This window comes from Pseudomonas putida (genome assembly GCF_003228315.1).
GTDB classification, from domain to species: domain Bacteria; phylum Pseudomonadota; class Gammaproteobacteria; order Pseudomonadales; family Pseudomonadaceae; genus Aquipseudomonas; species Aquipseudomonas putida_S.
Window position 1 is genome coordinate 6,047,922 of the sequence record NZ_CP029693.1, and the last position, 20,733, is coordinate 6,068,654.

Here is a 20,733-nt window from a genome sequence, read left to right on the forward strand (position 1 = left end):
TTTAATAGGCTCTTGGATTCCCGCGGTACTGGTCAAATTAGTGGCTAATAGCTATAACTCAACTCAGGGCCAAAGGGCTTTCCCGCACCTGGCGTTCTGAGTTGCGTTTATGTCGTTGCACGCGGTGCGCCCAAAGATCCTGGGTTTTATCAGCGAAGATGTCTCGGCCTGGCTGGTCGCGCTGCTGGTATTGCTCGTCGGCGGCGTGCTCACCGGCTTTCTCGCCTGGTCGACCCTCGACCTGTTCAAACACCAATTGCGGCAACGTTTCCAACTGCTGGCCAGCGAGCGTTACAGCCGTATCGAAGAGCGTTTCGAGGATCAGGAACAGCGCCTCGATGGCCTGCGCCGCTTCTTTGCCAACTCCGATTCGGTGTCCCGAGAGGAATTCAACGGCTATACCCAACCTCTTTTGCATCGCACCCAGGCCTATTCGTTCGCCGAACGGGTCAGTGGCGAGCAACGGGCGGCGTTCGAGCAACGGGTGCGCGACGAGGGGCTGACTGACTTTACCCTGCGCGAACTCAATGCCGACGGTCAGTTGCAACTGGCTGGCGAACGGGATGAGTACGTGGCGGTGTTGTACAGCCAGACGCAAAGCAAGCTGGGGTCGCCATTGGGCTACGACTTGCTGGCGCAGCCATTGCGCCGCGCCACTCTGGAACGTGCCGATCAGCATGGGCGCATGGCGGTGTCGCAGCCGATGCACCTGGTCAGCATCGAGCCGGATTATGCGCGGGGTGTGCTGCTGGTGGCCCCGGTCATGTTGCGTGATGAGCCCAAGGGCGCGTCCGGCAAACCGTTCGGTTACGTGATGGCAGTGATCAGCATGCGTCAGTTGCTGTCCGATGGCTTGCCGGAAGCGGGGCGCGACTATCTCTCGGTGCGCATCCTCGACCTGTCCGTCGAAGATGCGCACGAGGTGCTGTTCGAATCGCCCAACCCGCCCGCCGTCAGTGACCTGGCCGCCAGCCGCTTGTTGCGCCTGGCCGATCACGAATATCAGGTCGACATTTATCCCAGTGAAGCCTTTCTCCAGGCCAACCACTCCTCGGTGACCACCATGGTGGTGCTCGGTGGTTTGCTCAGTGTGCTGCTCAGTGCATTGCTCTACGTGCTGGTCAGCCAGCGTCAGCGGGCGCTGAAGATGGTCGAGCAGCGGACCGAGGAATTGCGCGCCCGAGAATTGGAGTTGCGCGGCACCCACGGTCAGTTGCGCGGCGTGCTGAATGCCGCGACTCAGGTGGCAATCATCGCCACCGATCTGCGCGGGGTGATCAGTACCTTCAATGCCGGCGCCGAGCAAATGCTTGGCTACACCGCCGCCGAGGTGGTGGGGCGCATGACTCTGGAAAATTTGCACCTGCCCCGGGAGCTCACGGCCCGTTCCGTGGAGCTGAGCGCGCGTTTCGGCAAACCGGTGCCGACATGCCAGGCCATGTTGGTCGAGCCGAGCGTAGAGGGCAGGCACGAGGCGCGGGAGTGGACACTGGTGCGCGGCGATGGCAGCCATTTGATGGTCAACATGCTCGCAACGCCGGTGCTCGACGATCAGGGGTTGTGGGTCGGGCATCTGGCGGTGTGCATCGACATCACCGAACGCAAGCGGGTGCACGAGGCACTAGCGGCGCGGGATGTCTTGTTGAAGAAGCTCAGCGCCCATGTGCCTGGCGGCATCTATCAGTTCAAGATGGAGTTCGACGGTCGCTTCAGCGTGATCTACGCCAGCGACGGCATCCGCGAAATCTACGAGCTGGAGCCGGACGTGCTGCTGCTCAACGCCGAAGCGATCTTCACCCGGATTCATCCGCAAGACACGACCCGTGTTCGTGCGTCGATCCGCGCTTCGGCGGACAACCTCAGCCCCTGGCGCGAGGAATATCGCGTGCAGTTGCCCCAGCGTGGTCTGCGCTGGGTCCGTGGCGAGGCGACGCCGGAGGAGCTTCCCGGCGGCGGGGTACTGTGGCACGGCTACATCTCGGACATTTCCGATATGAAGCGGGTGGAAGAAGAACTGCGCGCGTTGTCAGTCACCGATTCCCTGACCGGCATTCACAATCGCCGCTATTTCCAGGAGCGCCTGACCACCGAGATGGCGCGGGTGGAGCGCGGAGGCGGCGAGCTGTCAGTAATCATGCTCGACATCGACCACTTCAAGCGGATCAATGACCAGTATGGGCATGCCGTGGGTGATCGGGTGCTGCAGGCCGTTTGTGAGCGCATCGGCCATCGGCTGCGGCGCACGGACGTGTTCTGTCGCCTGGGTGGCGAAGAGTTCATGGTGCTGTGCCCGGACATCAGCGGCGAGCAGGCCCACACCCTGGCCCTGGAGTTGTGGCAAAGCCTGCGCAGTGCGCCAATCGATGAGGTCGGGGTGGTCACCGCCAGTTTCGGCATTGCCAGTTGGCGGTTGGGCGAGGGCGCGGATGCGCTGTTGTTGCGGGCGGATTCGGGGGTGTATGCGGCGAAACAGGCGGGCAGGGATCGGGTGCAGGGGGAGATGAATTAGGTCTGTCTCTGTACACAAAACCTGTGGGAGCGAGCCTGCTCGCGAAAGCGGTCTATCAGACACATTAATGTTGAATGTGCTGCCGTCTTCGCGAGCAGGCTCGCTCCTACAGTGGTTCTGGGTACTTACAGAACCGAAGCCGTCTGCGGCAGTTTCGGCTGGCGGTACAGGTCCAGCAGCACTTGATCAAGCACCGACGAGGCGCCGAACGGGGCCTTGTCGTTGAGGATCGCTACCACGGCCCAGGTATTGCCGTTGATATCGCGGCTGAAACCGGCGATGGCGCGCACGGTGTTCAGGGTTCCGGTCTTGACGTGGGCTTCGCCGCGCATCGCGGTGGTCTTCAGGCGTTTGCGCATGGTGCCGTCGGTGCCGGCGATCGGCATCGAACTGATGTACTCGGCGGCATACGGGCTGTGCCACGCCGCTTGCAGCATCGAGGCCATTTCCCGGGCGCTGACGCGTTCGGAGCGGGACAGGCCGCTGCCGTTTTCCATGACCAGGTGCGGCGCGGTGATGCCTTTCTTCGCCAGCCACTGACGGACCACACGCTGGGCGGCCTTGGCGTCGTCGGCGTCGGCATCGGTGCGGAATTTCTGCCCCAGGCTCAGGAACAGCTGCTGGGCCATGGTGTTGTTACTGTATTTGTTGATGTCGCGAATGATTTCCGCCAGGTCCGGGGAGAACGCCCGGGCCAATACCTTGGCATCCTTCGGCGTTGGCGCCAGCACGTCCTTGCCCTGGATGCTGCCACCCAGCTCTTTCCAGATGGCACGCACGGCGCCGGCGGTGTAGGTCGCATGGTCGAGCAGCGACAGGTAAGTCTGCGAGCTGCAGCCGTCACCCAACTGGCCGCCAACGGTGACGGTCACGCTGCCGTCGGCCTGAGGTACCGGGTTGTAGCGCACGCCACCGGTGCATTGCTTGGAATTGAGCGCCTTGACCTGATTGTCGATGCGGATGCTGGCAATCGGCGGCTCCACCGAGACCAGCACTTTGCCCGAGTCGTTGCGCGCCACGAACCGCAGGGCCTTGAGGTTGACCAGCAGGGCATCGGGTTTGACCAGGAACGGTTTGTTCTCGTCATTGCCGTCGTCGTTGAACTCGGGCAACTGCGGTTGCACGAAGAAGTTCTTGTCCAGCACCAGATCGCCGGTAACCTGGGTCACGCCGTTGGCGCGCAGGTCGCGCATCAGCAGCCAGAGTTTTTCCATGTTCAGCTTCGGATCGCCGCCACCCTTGAGGTAGAGGTTGCCGTTGAGGATGCCGCCGCTCAGGGTGCCATCGGTGTAGAACTCGGTTTTCCACTGGTGATTCGGGCCGAGCATTTCCAGGGCCGCGTAGGTGGTGACCAGTTTCATGGTCGAGGCCGGGTTGACCGACACATCGGCGTTGAAAACGGTGGGGGTGCCGGGGCCGGTGAGCGGGATCATTACCAGCGACAGGGCGTTGTCCTGCAACTTGCTGGCCTTGAGGGCTTTTTCGACGTTGGGCGACAGGGCGGTGTTGATCGGTTCAGCGTAAACGGGGAGGGCCAGGGGCAAAAGAAAGCTGGCCAGCAGCAATGGACGCAACGATTTGATCATGAGAAATAAGACCCTGCACTCGAGGGGAAAATGACGAGGGCAAGAAAATGAAAGCCCTCAGCGGTCACAAAAGTGTCGGCATTATGCCCCAAGGTGACGTGGCTGTGGCAGGTGGAGCAGGGGGACAGAAACAAAAAGGGCCATCACGATGGATGGCCCTTTTGAACATCAAGCTACCGGATTGATCGGCTTTTCCGGGTACCAGACGTCGATCAGCGGGCTGACGGTGACTTCGGTCAGTTCGCTGCGGCCCTTGAGCCAGGCTTCAACGGCAGCACGCTGCTCTTCGGTGACCGAGCCGCGCTTTTGCAGGCAAACCAGACCGAAGTCGTCGCCGCCAACATAGCCCAGACCGTTGGCTTCCATGGCTTCTTTCAGGAACGCGTCGAGGAATGCGTCGATTGCCTCGTCAGCCAGATCTTCCTTGAAGTCCAGGTTCAATTCGAAGCCCAATTCCTGGAACTCGTCTACACAGAGCTTTTTGCGCAGACGCTGGGAGCGGTTAGTGGCCATGAAACAATCCTCTAGAGTATTAACGCGGCGCATCTTACCAGTTAAGCAACTTCCTTGCCGGTCGAGTTTTTCAATTAATAGCCCATACGGACCGCCGGTTTTATTGGGCCTTTCAAAGGCCGGGTAGCAGATCGGCAGGCACAAGGGCGCCTCCCTTCATGACCACGGGCAATTTCTCCAGAACGCTGATGTCGGCCAGCGGATCCCCGTCGACGGCAATCATGTCGGCAAAGCGACCGGCGCTGACGGCGCCAACATCCTGCTGCCAGTTCAACAGGTCGGCGGCGACCACGGTGGCGGACTGAATCGCCTGCATCGGTGTCATGCCGAACTTGACCATGTAGGCGAACTGTTTGGCGTTGGTGCCGATGGGATAGACGCCGGCGTCGGTGCCGTAAGCGATCTTCACCCCGGCCTTGACCGCCTTGCGAAACGCCTGGCGCTGCACGTCGGTGGTTTCGGCATTCTTGCGCAGGTAACTCTCCGGCCAGTTTTCCTGGTGCCCGACTTCGTTGATGTAGTCGCCGTTGTAGATGTCCATCACCAGGTACGTGCCATTGTCCTTGGCCAGCTTGATGCCTTCGTCATCCAGCAGCGAGGCATGTTCGACGGATTTGACGCCGGCGCGGATGGCCGCCTTGATGCCTTCTGCACCGTGGGCATGCACGGTGGCGTAGCTTTTGTGAACCTTGGCTTCCTGCACTACGGCGCGCATTTCTTCTTCGGTCATTTCCATCTGGCCCGGCTCGGTGCCTTCTGCCAGTACCGAGCCGGTGCCCATCATCTTGATGGTGTCCACACCGTGCTGGAACAGGTAACGGGTTTTCAGTTTGGCGTCGTTGGCATCGCGGTAGACGCCGACGCGCATATCCGCGGGGATCTCCACCCCGGGCGCAAACCCCGTCACCTCGCCACCACCGCCGGCGACGGTGATATAGGCACCCACCACGTTCATGCGTGGCCCCAGCACGCGGTTGGCGTTGATGGCATCGCGCAGGGCGACATCGGTGAAGGCGCGATAGGTGCCCAGGTCATGCACGGTGGTGAAACCGGCGCGAAGGGTTTGATAGGCATGCTTGGCGCCCATCAGCGCGACGTCTTGCGGGGAGTGCAGGAGCGGTTCGGCGACGTTGTTGGTCATGTCCCAGTCGGAAATGTGCGTGTGCATGTCGATCAGGCCCGGCAAAACGGTCTTGTTCGACCAGTCGATCACCGTGCTGTTGGCTGGTGGCGCGCTCCAGGGCTCCACGGCGACGATGCGCTCGCCATCGATCTTGATGCGTTGATCACTCAGCACCTTGCCTTTCTCGACATCCACCAGATGCCCGGCATGGACATACACCGTGTCTGCCTGTGCCGATAGCGTCATTGATGAGAGGGTTATCGCCAGCGCAATACACTTGATCCGCAAGTTCTTCATATAAAACCTCTTGTTTTTATTGTGTCGGGACAGATCAGAAAAGATCGAAGGGATATTCGGTAATGATGCGAAGTTGCTTGACGCTGTCGCCGCTGAAGGAGTGATCGGCATATCGAATGCGCACAGAAAGATTTTTCAGGGCACCACTGTCCACCACTGTTTTCAGATCGATATCGCGCTCGATCTGTTTGTCCGCGTGGGCGAAATAGGCATACAGGCCATCCGGGTCGACTTTCTCGTTATCGATATCGAAGCCGTAGACATAACGAAGTCCCAGCGTCGTATGCAGGTAACCCGTACTGCCGAAGTCATAGGCATAACCCAGGCCTATCGACTGCTCGCCCGGACCGTTGAAGTCGCCGTATTGCGAGGAGTTGGCCAGGTAGATGGAGTCCATGTAAGTACCGTCGGACGACATCAGATAGTCGAACGGTTGGTCGCCATGCACTTTTTGAAAGGACAGGGTGTAAGTGTGTGGGCCGTTGCCGTACGAAGTTGCCAGGGACCAGGCGGTGACATTGATCGCGCCGGCATTGGCCTGGCCGGTATCCAGTGAGCGATACAGATTGAAGTCCAAACCCAGTGTTTGCTCTTGTGCCAGGGGGAGCGTGTAGTTGGCATTCACGTAGTACTGGCGCCACAGGTCTTCTGCCCGTGAGGCATAGAAACCCACACTGCCTTGCTCAAGCGGTTGCCAGGTCAGGCCGGCATAGTCCACGTTCCCGGCGTCGACCCCGGCATACCCGGCCTTGAAGCCTTCGTCGTGGTTTGTGGTCGTGTAGCCACGCGAGGAATAGAAGTGCCCGAGGTCGAGACTGACTGTTTCAATGTCGTCGCTTAAGAGTTGAAAGCCTCTGGTGGTCATCGGCATCAGTCGCAAGTCGGGGGTTGCGAATACCGGGTTGTAAGGGCGCAGGTCACCAAACTTCAAAACGGTGTTGGACCATTTGGCTTTTACCGAACCGTTGAGTGTCGATGACTCGGTTCTTTCGCCGTCACCTTCGGCGGGAAACATGCCCGTGCCCACCGTGCCGCGTCCACCGTCGAGCTTGTAGGCGGTGTAGGCGCTGGCATCGATACCCAATCCGATGACGCCCTGGGTGAATCCGGACTGATAGTCCGCCAGGAAACCCTGCCCCCATCCGATGGCATCGGGATAGTGGGACAGCGAGTTGCGGTTGAAATACATATTGCGTGCGAGAACTTTGGCAGTGGCGCCTTCGATAAAACCTTCCGGGTTTTCGTCGGCCAGTACAGGTAGTGAGTTCGTGGAGATTGAAAAGACAAACAGTCCCAGCAGTGGACGATTCTTCATGGGAGGCCTTTGGGTTCTTATTGTTTTAAGGGAACGCCTGCGGGCCAAGAATGTGCTGGGGGTGGCGGGAATTACAGTGATGTCTGTGCATTAATTCGATGTGCGGAGCGCATAAAAAACGGCGACCCGAGGGACGCCGTTTTTATGTACAGGGTTCCTGTACAGGACGCTATTTACGCCAATTCAGGATCAACAAGGTCAACACGCCCGCCACGATCCCCCAGAACGCCGATCCGATGGAAAACAGCGTCAGCCCCGATGCCGTGACCATGAAGGTGATCAGTGCCGCTTCACGCTCCTTCGCTTCACTCATCGCAATGCTCAGGCCGTTGATGATCGAGCCGAACAAGGCCAGCGCAGCAATCGACAACACCAGTTCCTTGGGCAGGGCGGCGAACAGCGCCGCCAGCGTCGCGCCGAAGACCCCGGCAATACCGTAGAAAATCCCGCACCAGACCGCCGCCGTGTAGCGTTTGTTGCGGTCTTCATGGGCATGGGGCCCGGTGCAGATCGCCGCGCTGATGGCGGCGAGGTTGATCCCGTGGGAGCCGAAGGGCGCGAGCAGCAGCGAGGCGATGCCGGTGGTGGTGATCAGCGGCGAGGCCGGCACGTTATAGCCGTCGGCGCGCAGTACGGCGATGCCGGGCATGTTTTGCGAGGTCATCGCCACCACGAACAGCGGGATGCCGATGCTGATGGTTGCGGCGACGGAGAAGTGCGGGGTGGTCCACACCGGTGTGGCGACTTCCAGGCGAAACGCGCTGAAGTCCAGCAGGCCCATCAACCCGGCCAATGCGGTGCCGATCAACAACGCGCCCAGTACTGCATAGCGCGGCGACAAGCGTTTGACCACCAGGTAGGTGAAAAACATGCCCAGCACCAGTGCGGTGCGGTGCTGGGCGGCGACGAAAATTTCGCTGCCGATCTTGAACAGAATCCCGGCCAGCAACGCGGCGGCCAGGGAGGCGGGGATTTTCTTCACCAGGCGCTCGAAGCTGCCGGTCAGCCCGCAAATGGTCACCAGCACCGCGCACGTGATGTAGGCGCCGATGGCTTCGCCGTAACTGACGCCACCCAGGCTGGTAATCAGCAGCGCCGCGCCGGGGGTCGACCAGGCGATGGTGATCGGCGTGCGATAGCGCAGCGAGAGGCCGATCGAACACACGGCCATGCCGATGGAAATCGCCCAGATCCACGACGAAATCTGCCCGCTGGTCAGTCCCGCTGCCTGGCCGGCCTGGAACATCAGGACCAGGGAGCTGGTGTAGCCGGTCATCATGGCGATGAAGCCGGCGACGATGGCTGATGGCGAGGTATCGGCCAATGGGCGCAGCTGCGTGTGCGTGGCGTCGTTCATGACGGCGATGTTCCTTGTGCGTATGAAAATATCCGTGACAGCGCAACCCCTGTAGGAGCTGAGCTTGCTCGCGATGGCGGCGTATCAGTCGACATCAATGTTGAATGCGAAATCGCCATCGCGAGCAAGCTCGGCTCCTACAGGGATCGTGTAGAACCACGGATTCTGCGATCAAGCCTAAACTCAAATGTAAGCACGCATTGCCATACAGCCAAGGCGACAAACAGCCGTACAGTCGTTTTGACACTAACCATTGTGTACAATCGCAGTGTTTTTTACGCGATACTTGCCAGCGACCCACTGTGCCGTATTACAGTCACGGTCTATTCGCCGCAGTTCTCCCGACTCGAGTGCCCATGAACGAACAGTTGCAACCCCTCAAGAAACAACCGCGGGCAGGCAAAGCCGGCCGCAGCGGTACCCAGGACGATATTGTCTACGCGCATATCTTCGAGGCCATCCTCGAACAGCGTCTGGCGCCCGGCACCAAGCTGAGCGAAGAAGCGCTGGGGGAGATTTTCGGGGTCAGTCGCACCATCATTCGCCGTGCGTTGTCGCGTCTGGCCCATGAAAGTGTGGTGCTGCTGCGGCCCAATCGCGGCGCGGTGGTTGCCAGTCCCAGCGTCGAGGAGGCGCGCCAGGTGTTCATGGCCCGGCGTCTGGTCGAGCGGGCGATCACCGAATTGGCAGTCCAGCACGCCACGGCGGAGCAGATCGCCGAGTTGCGCCAGATGGTCAACGACGAACGCGACAGCTTTTCCCGCGGCGATCGTGGCGCCGGTATCCGTCTGTCGGGCGAATTTCACTTGAAACTGGCTGAAGCTGCGAAAAACGCGCCGTTGATCAGCTTCCAGCGCAGCCTGGTGTCCCAGACGTCGCTGATCATTGCCCAGTATGAAAGCGGCAACCGTTCTCACTGCTCCTACGACGAACACACCCAACTGATCGACGCGATCGAAGCGCGCAACGGCGAGTTGGCGGTGGACCTGATGATGCATCACATGGATCACATCGACAGCAAGCTCAACCTCGACGAAGAAAGTGCGTCGGATGATTTGCATGCGGTGTTCTCGCATTTGTTGCAGACCAAGAAGCCTGGGCGGTCGCCAGCGAAAATCTGACCTGTAGGAGCGAGCCTGCTCGCGATGGACTGGAGGGCGCCGCGGGGTTTCAGATGCCCTGCGTAATCGTTAACGACCATCGCGAGCAGGCTCGCTCCTACAAGGGCATAAAAAATCCCCCGGAATTCGATGATTGCGGGGGATTTTTTTGGTCTGCTGTTTCTTACCGCTGATGCACCAGATTCCCCGCCGCATAGGTCTGCAGCACCGTCCTGTCATCCCCCAGCGTCATCAACACAAACAACGCCTCGGCAATGTTGGTGGCCTGCTTCAAGCGATAGCTCAGCAATGGCGTGGCGTTGTAGTCCAGCACCACGAAGTCGGCGTCGGTACCCGGTTGCAGGTTGCCGATCTTGTCTTCAAGGCGCAGCGCACGGGCGCCGCCGAGGGTGGCCAGGTACAGCGACTTGAACGGGCTCAGGCGCGCGCCTTGCAGTTGCATGACCTTGTACGCCTCGTTCAGCGTTTGCAGCAGCGAGAAGCTGGTGCCGCCACCGACATCGGTGCCCAGGCCGACATTCAGTTTGTGCTTCTCGGCCATCGGCAGGTTGAACAGGCCGCTGCCGAGGAAGAAGTTCGAGGTCGGGCAGAACGAGATCGCCGAGCCGGTTTCCGCCAGGCGCGCGCACTCGTCGTCACACAGGTGCACGCCGTGGGCGAACACCGAGCGCTCACCCAGTAGCTGGTAATGATCGTAAACGTCGAGGTAGCCCTTGCGCTCCGGGAACAGCGCCTTGACCCACTCGATTTCCTTGAGGTTCTCGCTGATGTGGGTCTGCATGTACAGATCCGGGTATTCCGTCAGCAGCTGGCCGGCCAGGGTGAGCTGTTCCGGGGTGCTGGTCGGTGCGAAGCGCGGGGTGACCGCGTAGTGCAGGCGACCTTTGCCGTGCCAGCGCTCGATCAGCGCCTTGCTTTCCAGGTAGCTGGATTCGGCAGTGTCCGTCAGGTAGTCCGGAGCGTTGCGGTCCATCATCACCTTGCCGGCGATCATCCGCAGGTCCAGTTGCTCGGCGGCTTCGAAGAACGAGTTCACCGACTGCGGATGCACGCTACCGAACACCAGTGCGGTGGTGGTGCCGTTGCGCAGCAGTTCCTTGATGAAAATGTCCGCGACTTCGTCGGCATGGGCCTTGTCGGCGAACTGGCTTTCGCAGGGGAAGGTGTAGGTGTTGAGCCAGTCCAGCAGTTGCTCGCCGTACGCGCCGACCATGCCGGTTTGCGGCAGGTGGATGTGGGTGTCGATGAAGCCGGCGGTAATCAGCGCGTCCTGATACTGGGTGATCTCGATGTCCGCCGGCAGAGTCGGCAGCAGGTCGCTGGCGTGGCCGAGGGCGCTGATTTTGCCGTTATCGACCACCAGCAGGCCGTCCTCGAAATACTCATAGGAGGCTTCGATGCCCACTTCGGTGGGGTCGGCGATGCTGTGCAGGATGGCGGCGCGATAGGCTTTGCGAGTCAGAGGCATGGTGGTTCTCTAGTTATGAGGCTTATCAGTTCGAGGCTTTCTAGTTCGATGCTTCTAGTTCGAGGCTTTCAATTTCGTGGCCTGGCTGCGGCGCGAAACCGGCAGCAGCTTGGCAATCGGTTCGGCGCTGGACGTTTGCTGGCCGAAGTTGGCGTTGTAAGTGGCGATGATCTCGCCGGCGATGGAGATGGCGATCTCCACAGGCAATTTGCCTTTGACCTCGTCAATGCCCATCGGGCAGCGCATGCGTTGCACCACGCTCGCGTCGAAACCACGGTCGCGCAGGCGGTGTTCGAACTTGACCCGTTTGGTCTTCGAACCGATCAGGCCGAAGTAGGCGAAGTCGTTGCGCTTGAGGATCGCCGCGGTGAGTTCGAGATCGAGTTGATGGTTGTGGGTCATGACGATGCAGTAGCTGCCGGCGGGCAGGTCGTCGATTTCGTCCACCGGTTCTTCGCTGACGATCTTGCGCACGCCGTGGGGGATCTGTTCGGGAAACTCTTCTTCGCGCGAGTCGATCCAGCGCACCCGGCAGGGCAGGCCGGCGAGCAGCGGTACCAGCGCGCGGCCGACGTGGCCGGCGCCGAACACGGCGATCTGTGCCTGGACCTGGCCCATGGGCTCGAACAGCAATACCGTCGCGCCACCGCAGCACTGACCGAGGCTGGCGCCGAGGCTGAAGCGCTCCAGGTGGGTGTCCTGCTTGCCGCTGGCGAGCATCTCGCGGGCGATCTGCATGGCTTTGTATTCCAGGTGCCCGCCACCGATGGTGTCGAACGTCTGGCGGGCGCTGATGACCATCTTCGAACCGGCGTTGCGCGGCGTCGAGCCGAGCTCTTCGATGATGGTCACCAGGACGCAGGGTTCACCCTGGTTTTGCAGGTCGGCGAGGGCGTCGATCCAGTTGTACATGTCTCACCTCAACATCTCTGTTGTCTGTTCTGGCCTCATCGCGAGCAAGCTATGCTCCTACAGGGTCGTGGCGATCACTCAATCCCGTAGGAGCAAAGCTTGCTCGCGATGGCCGCACCTCGGTCTTAGAGCGGAGCCAGCTCGGTCTCTGCCTCGACAGCCTTCGCCACCTTCAACTGGCGCATCTGCTCACAGCCCCACAACACCCGCTCCGGCGTCGCCGGCGCGTCGATTTTCGGTTGATGCTTGTAGTCGCCCAAACTCGCCACGGCATCCTTGATCGCACACCACGCGGCGATGCCAAGCATGAACGGCGGCTCGCCCACGGCCTTGGAGTGGAACACCGTGTCTTCGGGGTTCTTGCGGTTTTCCACCAGCTTGACCCGCAAATCCAGCGGCATGTCCGCCACGGCCGGGATCTTGTAGCTGGCCGGGCCGTTGGTCATCAGCTTGCCCTTGTTGTTCCACACCAGCTCTTCCATGGTCAGCCAGCCCATGCCCTGGATGAAGCCACCCTCGACCTGGCCGATGTCGATGGCCGGGTTCAGCGAGGCACCGACGTCGTGGAGGATGTCGGTGCGCAGCATCTTGTATTCGCCGGTCAGGGTGTCGACCAGCACTTCGCAGCAGGCCGCGCCGAAGGCGAAGTAGTAGAACGGACGACCACGGGCCTGGCTGCGGTCGTAGTAGATTTTCGGGGTCTTGTAGAAGCCGGTGCTCGACAGCGACACCTGGGCGAAATACGCCTGCTGGATCAGCGCTTCGAAGGTCAGGATGTGATCGCGAACACGGACGTGGCCGTTGTGGAACACCACATCTTCTTCGCTGACCTTGTATTGCCGCGCGGCGAATTCGATCAGGCGTTTCTTGATGGTTTCCGCGGCGTTCTGTGCGGCCTTGCCGTTCAGGTCGGCGCCACTGGAGGCGGCGGTCGGCGAGGTGTTCGGCACTTTGTCAGTGTTGGTCGCGGTGATCTGCACGCGGTCCATTTCCACCTGGAACACTTCGGCCACCACCTGCGCGACCTTGGTGTTCAGGCCCTGGCCCATTTCGGTGCCGCCGTGGTTCAAGTGGATGCTGCCGTCGGTGTAGACGTGCACCAGGGCACCGGCCTGGTTGAGGAAGCTGGCGGTAAAGGAAATGCCGAATTTCACCGGGGTCAGCGCCAGGCCTTTTTTCAGGATCGGGCTGTTGGCGTTGTAGCGACGGATCGCTTCGCGGCGCTCGGCGTACTGGCTGCTCTCTTCCAGTTCCGCGGTCATTTCCTCGAGCATGTTGTGCTCGACGGTCTGGTAGTAGTGGGTGACGTTGCGTTCGGTCTTGCCGTAGTAGTTGGCCTTGCGCACGGCCAGCGGGTCGAGGCCCAGATGGCGGGCGATGGCGTCCATCACTTCTTCGATGGCGACCATGCCTTGCGGGCCGCCGAAACCACGGTAAGCGGTGTTCGACGCGGTGTTGGTCTTGCAGCGGTGACCGTTGATGGTCGCGTCGCCCAGGTAGTACGAGTTGTCCGAGTGGAACATCGCCCGGTCGACGATCGAGTTCGACAGGTCCGGCGAGCAGCCGCAGTTGCCGGCCAGTTCCAGCTGGATGCCGTGCAGGCGCCCGCTGTCGTCAAAGCCCACGTCGTATTCGACATAGAACGGATGACGCTTGCCGGTCATCAGCATGTCTTCGACTCGTGGCAGACGCATCTTGGTCGGCTGGCCGGTGAGGTGCGCGATCACCGCGCACAGGCAGGCCGGGCTCGCCGCCTGGGTCTCCTTGCCGCCGAAACCGCCGCCCATGCGGCGCATGTCGACGACGATCTTGTTCATCGACACGTCCAGCACTTCGGCCACCAGCTTTTGCACTTCGGTGGGGTTCTGCGTGGAGCAGTAGACGATCATGCCGCCGTCTTCGGTGGGCATGACCGAAGAGATCTGGGTTTCGAGGTAGAAGTGTTCCTGGCCGCCGATGTGCAGCGTGCCCTGGATGCGATTTTTCGCGGTCGCCAGCGCGCCCACCGAATCACCGCGTTCATGGGTGTGGCTATCCAGCACGTAATGCTTTTTGCGATAGGCCTCGACCACGTCCAGCACCGGTTCCAGGTCTTCGTATTCGATGATCGCGGCCATCGCGGCCTTGCGCGCGGTCTCCAGGTCGCGGGCGGCCACGGCCATCACCACCTGGCCGACGAACTGCACCGTGTCGATGGCCAGCAACGGGTCGCCGGGCATCAGCGGGCCGATGTCTTTCAGGCCCGGAACATCCTCGTGGGTGATGGCGATGCGCACGCCGTCGAAGGCGTAGCAGGGCGAGGTGTCGATGCTGATGACTTTCGCATGGGCGCGGTCCGACAGCCGTGCGTAGACGTGAAGCTGATTGGGGAATTCCAGGCGGTCGTCGATGTACTGCGCTTCACCGGACACGTGCTTGGCGGCGCTGTCGTGCTTGACGCTGCGGCCGACACCGGTGGTCAGGTCCTTGGCGAACAGTTCAGCCAGTTCGGCCTGGGTCTTCTCTACGGCGTGATGGTTAGACATAAGCGGTCACCCGAGTCTCGATGTGCGGTGTTTGCAGTTCGATGAAGTATTTGCGCAGCAGGTTCTGCGCGCCGAGCAGGCGATATTCCTTGCTGGCGCGGAAGTCTGAGAGCGGGGTGAAATCTTCGGCCAGTGCGGCGCAGGCGCGTTCCAGGGTGGCGTTGTTGAATGGCGAATTGAGCAGCACGGTTTCGCAGGCATTCGCCCGTTTCGGGATGGCCGCCATGCCGCCGAACGCTACGCGGGCGTCGGCGATCACGCCGTTTTCAAGGCGGATGTTGAACGCGGCGCAAACGGCCGAGATGTCATCGTCCAGGCGCTTGGAGACTTTGTAGGCGCGGAACAACTGCTCGGCACTGGCGCGGGGCAAGATGATCTTCTCGATGAACTCGCTTTCCTGACGCGCGGTGACGCGGTAGTCGATGAAGTAATCCTCCAGCGCCATGGTGCGGCGGGTTTCGCCCTTGCACAGGACGATTTGTGCGCCGAGTGCGATCAGCAGGGGAGGCGAGTCACCAATAGGCGAGGCGTTGCCGATGTTGCCGCCCAGGGTGCCCTGGTTGCGGATCTGCAGGGAGGCGAAGCGTTGCAGCAATTCGCCGAAGTCCGGGTATTCGGCCTTCAGGGCGTCGTAGCAGTCGGAGAGGGCGGTGGCGGCGCCGATTTCCAGGCGGTCGTCGAAGCGTTCGATCTTTTTCATTTCGGCAACGTTGCCGACGTAGATCATCACCGGCAGGGTGCGGTGGAACTGCGTGACTTCCAGCGCCAGGTCGGTGCCGCCAGCCAGCAGGCGGGCTTGCGGATAGGCGTCGTAGAGGTCGGCCAGATCGGCGACGGTCAGTGGCACCAGGCAGCGCTTGTCGCCACTGTTGAGTTCGCCGATGTCGGTCGGTGCGATGGCTTTGAGGCGGGCAATGGTTTCGGCTTCGCGGGCATCGAACTGGTCCGGTTGCTTGCCGCAGCAGGATTGCTCGGCGGCTTCCAGGATCGGGCGATAGCCGGTGCAGCGGCACAGGTTGCCGGCCAGCGCTTCGTGGGCCTTGTGATGATCCGGCGCGTCGCTGTTCTTTTGCAGGGCAAACAGCGACATCACGAAACCTGGGGTGCAGAAGCCGCACTGCGAGCCGTGGCACTCGACCATGGCTTTCTGCACGCTGTGCAGTTCGCCTTTGTGCTTGAGGTCTTCAACGCTGATCAGTTGTTTGCCGTGCAGGGACGAAACAAAGGTCAGGCAGGAATTGAGGCTGCGATAGCGAATGTGTTCGCGGCCGGTGTCATCCGTCTGCAACTCGCCAACCACCACGGTGCACGCGCCACAGTCACCGCTGGCGCAGCCTTCCTTGGTGCCGGGTTTGCCCACATGGTCGCGCAGATAGTTGAGCACGGTCAGGTTCGGGTCCAGGGCGTGCTCGCTACGGAGTTCCTGGTTGAGTAAAAACTGGATCACGGATGGCCTCGCAGACTCATTATTGTTGTTAACCGATGTGACCGAATTTAGCAGGTCTGACTTTTCGGTCAATGATTTTCTGACTTAAAGGTCAGGAAAAATGCATTTCGTCGATCAACCACATGTTCCTTAAGTATTGACCCTCGCGGGATAGCCTGCTTTTTGCTTGAATCGTGCCAAATTCCGCCGATTGGGCACTCCGCCATGACGTATCAATTGCGCTACACTGCGCCGCTTGTGCAGATCGAAGAGTTTGAAGGACAACCATGACGTTCAAGGCGCCGGACAGCCTCGCCGAGCAAATCGCTCACCACCTCGCCGAACGCATCATTCGCGGTGAAATGAAGCCGGGGGAGCGCATTCAGGAACTGAAGGTCACGCAGGCGCTCGACGTCAGCCGTGGTTCGGTCCGCGAGGCCTTGCTGATTCTCGAACGTCGTCATCTGATCGCGATCCTGCCGCGCCGTGGCGCCCATGTGACAGAACTCACCGCGCACAAGGTCAAGAGCCTGTGCACGCTGATGGGCGAGATGTACATCCTGCTGGCCAACGCCGTGGCCACTGGCTGGAAAGTCCAGGCCGACCTGGCGCCGTTCGTGCAGATCCAGCAGCGCCTGACCGCCAGCTACGAACGCCAGGACATTCACGCCTTCGTCGACGACAGTTTCAACGTGATGCGTGCCACGTATCCGTTCGCCGATAACCCCTATCTGCAGGAAACCGTCGAAAACCTGCAGCCGGCCATGAGCCGTGCCTACTTCCTTGCCCTGGATCAGCGTAAGGCCTCGATGAGCGAGTACCTGGAGCTGTTCGAGCGCCTGCTCGCCGCCGTTATCGCCCGTGACTTTCCACAGATTCGCGAAGTGCTGACCGCCTACGGCCAGCGTAGTTGCGATCTGGTGATCTCCGCCCTGACGGACGCCTGAGCGTGCGGCTAAAGTGCATCAAGCTGGCGGGGTTCAAGTCCTTCGTCGATCCGACCACGGTGAACTTCCCCAGTAACATGGCGGCGGTGGTCGGGCCCAATGGTTGCGGCAAGTCGAACATCATCGACGCCGTGCGTTGGGTGATGGGCGAGAGCTCGGCCAAGAACCTGCGCGGCGAGTCGATGACCGACGTCATCTTCAATGGCTCCACCAGCCGCAAGCCGGTGAGCCAGGCGAGCATCGAGCTCGTGTTCGACAACTCCGACGGCACGCTGATCGGCGAATACGCAGCCTATGCGGAGATCTCCATTCGCCGCAAAGTGACCCGCGACAGCCAGAACAGCTACTTCCTCAACGGCGCCAAATGCCGTCGTCGTGACATCACCGACATTTTCCTCGGCACCGGTCTCGGCCCGCGCAGCTACTCGATCATCGAGCAGGGGATGATCTCCAAGCTGATCGAAGCCAAGCCGGAAGACCTGCGCAATTTCATCGAGGAAGCAGCGGGGATCTCCAAGTACAAGGAGCGCCGGCGCGAGACTGAAAACCGCATCCGTCGCACCCACGAAAACCTCGCCCGCCTGACCGACTTGCGTGAAGAACTCGAGCGCCAGCTCGAACGCTTGCACCGTCAGGCCGAGGCGGCCAAGAAGTATCAGGAATACAAAGGCGAGGAACGTCAGCTCAAGGCACAACTGTCGGCGCTGCGCTGGCAGGACCTGAATGATCAGGTCGGCCAGCGCGAGGCGATCATCGGCACCCAGGAAATCAGTTTCGAAGCCCTGGTGGCCGAGCAGCGCAACGCCGACGCCAGCATCGAACGCCTGCGTGACGGGCACCATGATCTGTCCGAGCGCTTCAATCTGGTGCAGGGACGCTTCTATTCGGTCGGTGGTGATATTGCCCGAGTCGAGCAGAGCATCCAGCACGGCCAGCAGCGCTTGCGTCAATTGCAGGACGATTTGAAAGAAGCCGAGCGCGCCCGACTGGAAACCGAGTCGCACCTGGGCCACGACCGCACCTTGCTGCTGACCCTCGGTGAAGAACTGGACATGCTCACCCCGGAGCAGGAAGTCACCAGCGCCGCCGCCGAAGAGGCCGCCGCCGCGCTGGAAGAGTCCGAAACCACCATGCATGGCTGGCAGGAACAATGGGATGCCTTCAACCTGACTGCCGCCGAGCCACGGCGTCAGGCCGAAGTGCAGCAGTCGCGCATCCAGCAGTTGGAAACCAGCCTGGAGCGTCTGGCCGACCGCCAGAAACGTCTTGGTGAAGAGCGCGATCTGCTGGCGGCTGACCCGGAAGACGCGGCGATCATGGAGCTCAGTGAGCAGCTCGCTGAATCCGAGGCGACCCTTGAGGACTTGCAGACCAGCGAAGAAGCTCAGGTCGAAAAGCTTGAGCAACTGCGCCAGCAATTGCAGCAGGCGCTCACTGCGCAGCAGCAGGCTCAAGGTGATCTGCAAAGGCTCAATGGTCGCCTCGCTTCACTGGAAGCTCTGCAACAAGCCGCACTCGACCCTGGCACCAGTACCGCTGAATGGCTGCGCGAACAACACCTCGCTGAACGCCCGCGCCTGGCCGAAGGCCTGAAAGTAGAAGCGGGTTGGGAGCTGGCGGTGGAAACCGTGCTCGGCGCCGATCTGCAAGCCGTGTTGGTGGACGATTTCAACGGCTTCGATTTGTCCGGCTTCGCTCAGGGCGATCTGCGTTTGCTCAGCCCTTCCAGCGATGGCGTTCGCATGCCGGGCAGTTTGCTGGACAAGGTCGAGGCGCAGATCGACTTGTCGCCGTGGCTGGGCCAGGTCAAACCGGTCGAGAGCCTTGAACAGGCCCTGGCCCTGCGCGCTCAGTTGGCCGCCGGGCAAAGCCTGATCAGTCGCGATGGCTACTGGGTTGGCCGACATTTCCTGCGAGTGCGCCGGGTCAGCGAGGCGGAAAGCGGCGTCTTGGCCCGTGGCCAGGAAATCCAGCAGCTGAGCCTGGAGCGCGAAGAGCGCGAGGCCAGCGTCGAAACCCTGGAAACCCAACTGCAGAACCTGCGTGCTCAACAGCGCCAGCAGGAAAATGGCCGCGAACACCTGCGTCGACTGCTGCAGGACGAAGCCCGCCAGCAAGGTGAATTGAAGGCCCAGTTGTCGGCTGGCAAAGCCAAGGCCGAGCAATTGACCTTGCGCCGCACCCGTCTCGATGAAGAAATCGCCGAGTTGGGCGAACAGCGCGAACTGGAGCACGAACAGATCGGCGAAGCGCGCCTGCACCTGCAGGAAGCCCTCGACAGCATGGCGCTGGACACCGAGCAACGCGAATTGCTGCTGGCCCAGCGCGACAGCTTGCGCGAGCGTCTGGATCGGGTGCGCCAGGAAGCCCGCCAGCACAAGGATCACGCACATCAACTGGCGGTGCGCCTGGGTTCGCTCAAGGCGCAGCACGATTCGACGCGCCAGGCGCTGGAACGGCTGGAAATGCAGTCCGAGCGCCTGACCGAAAAGCGCGAGCAATTGAGTTTGAATCTGGAGGAGGGCGAGGCACCGCTGGAGGAGCTGCGCCTGAAGCTCGAAGAGTTGCTCGACAAGCGCATGACGGTCGACGAAGAACTCAAGACCGCGCAGATCGCCATGGAAGACGCCGACCGCGAACTGCGCGACGCCGAGAAACGCCGCAGCCAGGCCGAGCAGCAATCCCAGCTGATCCGCAGCCAGCTGGAGCAGCAGCGCATGGACTGGCAGGCCCTGACCGTGCGGCGCAAGGCCCTGCAGGATCAATTGCTCGAAGACGGCTATGACCTGCATGGCGTGCTCGCCACGCTGACCGCCGAGATGAGCGAAAAAGCCGCCGAGGAAGAACTCGAACGTATCGCCGCGCGGATTGCGCGCCTGGGTGCAATCAACCTCGCAGCCATCGACGAATACCAGCAACAATCCGAGCGTAAACGTTATCTGGATGCCCAGGACGCCGATCTGGTGGAAGCGCTCGAGACCCTGGAAAACGTGATTCGCAAGATCGACAAGGAAACGCGCAACCGCTTCAAGGATACCTTTGATCAGATCAATGGCGGTTTACAGGCGCTTTTCCCAAAAGTTTTCGGTGGTGGCAGCGCGTATTTGGAACTGACGGGCGAAGATCTACTCGATACAGGGGTGACGATCATGGCGCGGCCGCCAGGAAAGAAGAACAGCACCATCCATTTGCTCTCCGGTGGCGAAAAGGCCCTGACCGCACTGGCCCTGGTTTTTGCGATCTTCAAGTTGAATCCGGCGCCGTTCTGCATGCTCGACGAGGTTGACGCGCCATTGGATGACGCTAACGTGGGACGCTACGCACGACTGGTCAAGGAGATGTCGCAGACGGTGCAGTTCATCTATATCACCCACAACAAGATCGCCATGGAAATGGCTGATCAATTGATGGGGGTTACGATGCACGAGCCGGGCTGCTCGCGTCTGGTGGCGGTGGATGTCGAGGAGGCGATGGCGATGGTGGATGCCTGAGTCGCTTCTGTAAGAGGAGGACTACAGGCTGTTTGGTTGACCGGACTTGCTGGCCAATCGACATATTCGCAGTAGCCACAGTGACAGACGGTGTAAAGTTGCCTTTGGTCGTGCTAGTTTAATGTCAATTTTTCGTATACGTG

Annotated in this window: 13 protein-coding genes; 4 read left to right on the forward strand and 9 right to left on the reverse strand. The window is 60.9% G+C overall.

The annotated features are described in order from the left end of the window. The first annotated feature begins 109 nt into the window (after positions 1-109). The gene (locus DKY63_RS28285) at positions 110-2,509 is read left to right on the forward strand and encodes a sensor domain-containing diguanylate cyclase (RefSeq protein ID WP_110967139.1); all 2,400 of its coding nucleotides are present in this window, start codon (positions 110-112) and stop codon (positions 2,507-2,509) included. A gap of 125 nt (positions 2,510-2,634) precedes the next feature. On the opposite strand, the gene dacB is transcribed toward DKY63_RS28285, so the two are convergent. The 5 genes from dacB to DKY63_RS28310 form a co-directional block, all read right to left on the reverse strand. Further along, positions 2,635-4,095, reverse strand: coding sequence for a D-alanyl-D-alanine carboxypeptidase/D-alanyl-D-alanine endopeptidase (gene dacB / locus DKY63_RS28290; protein ID WP_110967140.1), 1,461 nt, complete (start codon positions 4,093-4,095; stop codon positions 2,635-2,637). A gap of 168 nt (positions 4,096-4,263) precedes the next feature. Beyond that, positions 4,264-4,608, reverse strand: a complete 345-nt coding sequence (locus DKY63_RS28295; protein WP_110967141.1) for a YggL family protein — start codon at positions 4,606-4,608, stop codon at positions 4,264-4,266. A gap of 112 nt (positions 4,609-4,720) precedes the next feature. Next, a complete protein-coding gene (locus DKY63_RS28300) occupies positions 4,721-6,028 on the reverse strand; it encodes a metal-dependent hydrolase family protein (protein ID WP_110967142.1) in 1,308 nt (435 codons plus the stop codon). Between the two features lie 34 nt (positions 6,029-6,062). Beyond that, positions 6,063-7,343 carry an OprD family outer membrane porin gene (locus DKY63_RS28305; protein ID WP_110967143.1) on the reverse strand — a complete coding sequence of 427 codons (1,281 nt, stop codon included), beginning with the start codon at positions 7,341-7,343 and terminating at the stop codon, positions 6,063-6,065. A gap of 169 nt (positions 7,344-7,512) precedes the next feature. Beyond that, the gene (locus DKY63_RS28310; RefSeq protein ID WP_110967144.1) at positions 7,513-8,700 is read right to left on the reverse strand and encodes a benzoate/H(+) symporter BenE family transporter; all 1,188 of its coding nucleotides are present in this window, start codon (positions 8,698-8,700) and stop codon (positions 7,513-7,515) included. Between the two features lie 356 nt (positions 8,701-9,056). Here DKY63_RS28310 and DKY63_RS28315 point away from each other — a divergent pair, with 356 nt between their 5' ends. Then, positions 9,057-9,821 (forward strand): GntR family transcriptional regulator, encoded by a 765-nt coding sequence (locus DKY63_RS28315; protein ID WP_110967145.1) that lies wholly within the window; start codon positions 9,057-9,059, stop codon positions 9,819-9,821. Positions 9,822-9,984: 163 nt separating this feature from the next. Here DKY63_RS28315 and guaD read toward each other — a convergent pair whose 3' ends face one another. From guaD to xdhA, 4 genes are all read right to left on the reverse strand, one after another. Next, the gene (gene guaD, locus DKY63_RS28320; RefSeq protein ID WP_110967146.1) at positions 9,985-11,289 is read right to left on the reverse strand and encodes a guanine deaminase; all 1,305 of its coding nucleotides are present in this window, start codon (positions 11,287-11,289) and stop codon (positions 9,985-9,987) included. A gap of 54 nt (positions 11,290-11,343) precedes the next feature. Then, positions 11,344-12,201 carry a xanthine dehydrogenase accessory protein XdhC gene (gene xdhC / locus DKY63_RS28325; RefSeq protein ID WP_110967147.1) on the reverse strand — a complete coding sequence of 286 codons (858 nt, stop codon included), beginning with the start codon at positions 12,199-12,201 and terminating at the stop codon, positions 11,344-11,346. Positions 12,202-12,326: 125 nt separating this feature from the next. After that, the gene (xdhB, locus tag DKY63_RS28330; protein WP_110967148.1) at positions 12,327-14,726 is read right to left on the reverse strand and encodes a xanthine dehydrogenase molybdopterin binding subunit; all 2,400 of its coding nucleotides are present in this window, start codon (positions 14,724-14,726) and stop codon (positions 12,327-12,329) included. Then, the gene (gene xdhA / locus DKY63_RS28335; protein ID WP_110967149.1) at positions 14,719-16,173 is read right to left on the reverse strand and encodes a xanthine dehydrogenase small subunit; all 1,455 of its coding nucleotides are present in this window, start codon (positions 16,171-16,173) and stop codon (positions 14,719-14,721) included. Before xdhA ends, xdhB begins: the two co-directional genes overlap by 8 nt. 266 nt (positions 16,174-16,439) lie before the next feature. Between xdhA and DKY63_RS28340 the strand changes: the two genes are divergently transcribed. Then, positions 16,440-17,099: a GntR family transcriptional regulator gene (locus DKY63_RS28340; RefSeq protein ID WP_110967150.1), complete on the forward strand. Its 660-nt coding sequence runs from the start codon at positions 16,440-16,442 to the stop codon at positions 17,097-17,099. 2 nt (positions 17,100-17,101) lie between these two features. Further along, positions 17,102-20,590, forward strand: a complete 3,489-nt coding sequence (gene smc / locus DKY63_RS28345) for a chromosome segregation protein SMC (RefSeq protein WP_110967151.1) — start codon at positions 17,102-17,104, stop codon at positions 20,588-20,590. The last annotated feature ends 143 nt before the right edge of the window (positions 20,591-20,733 follow it).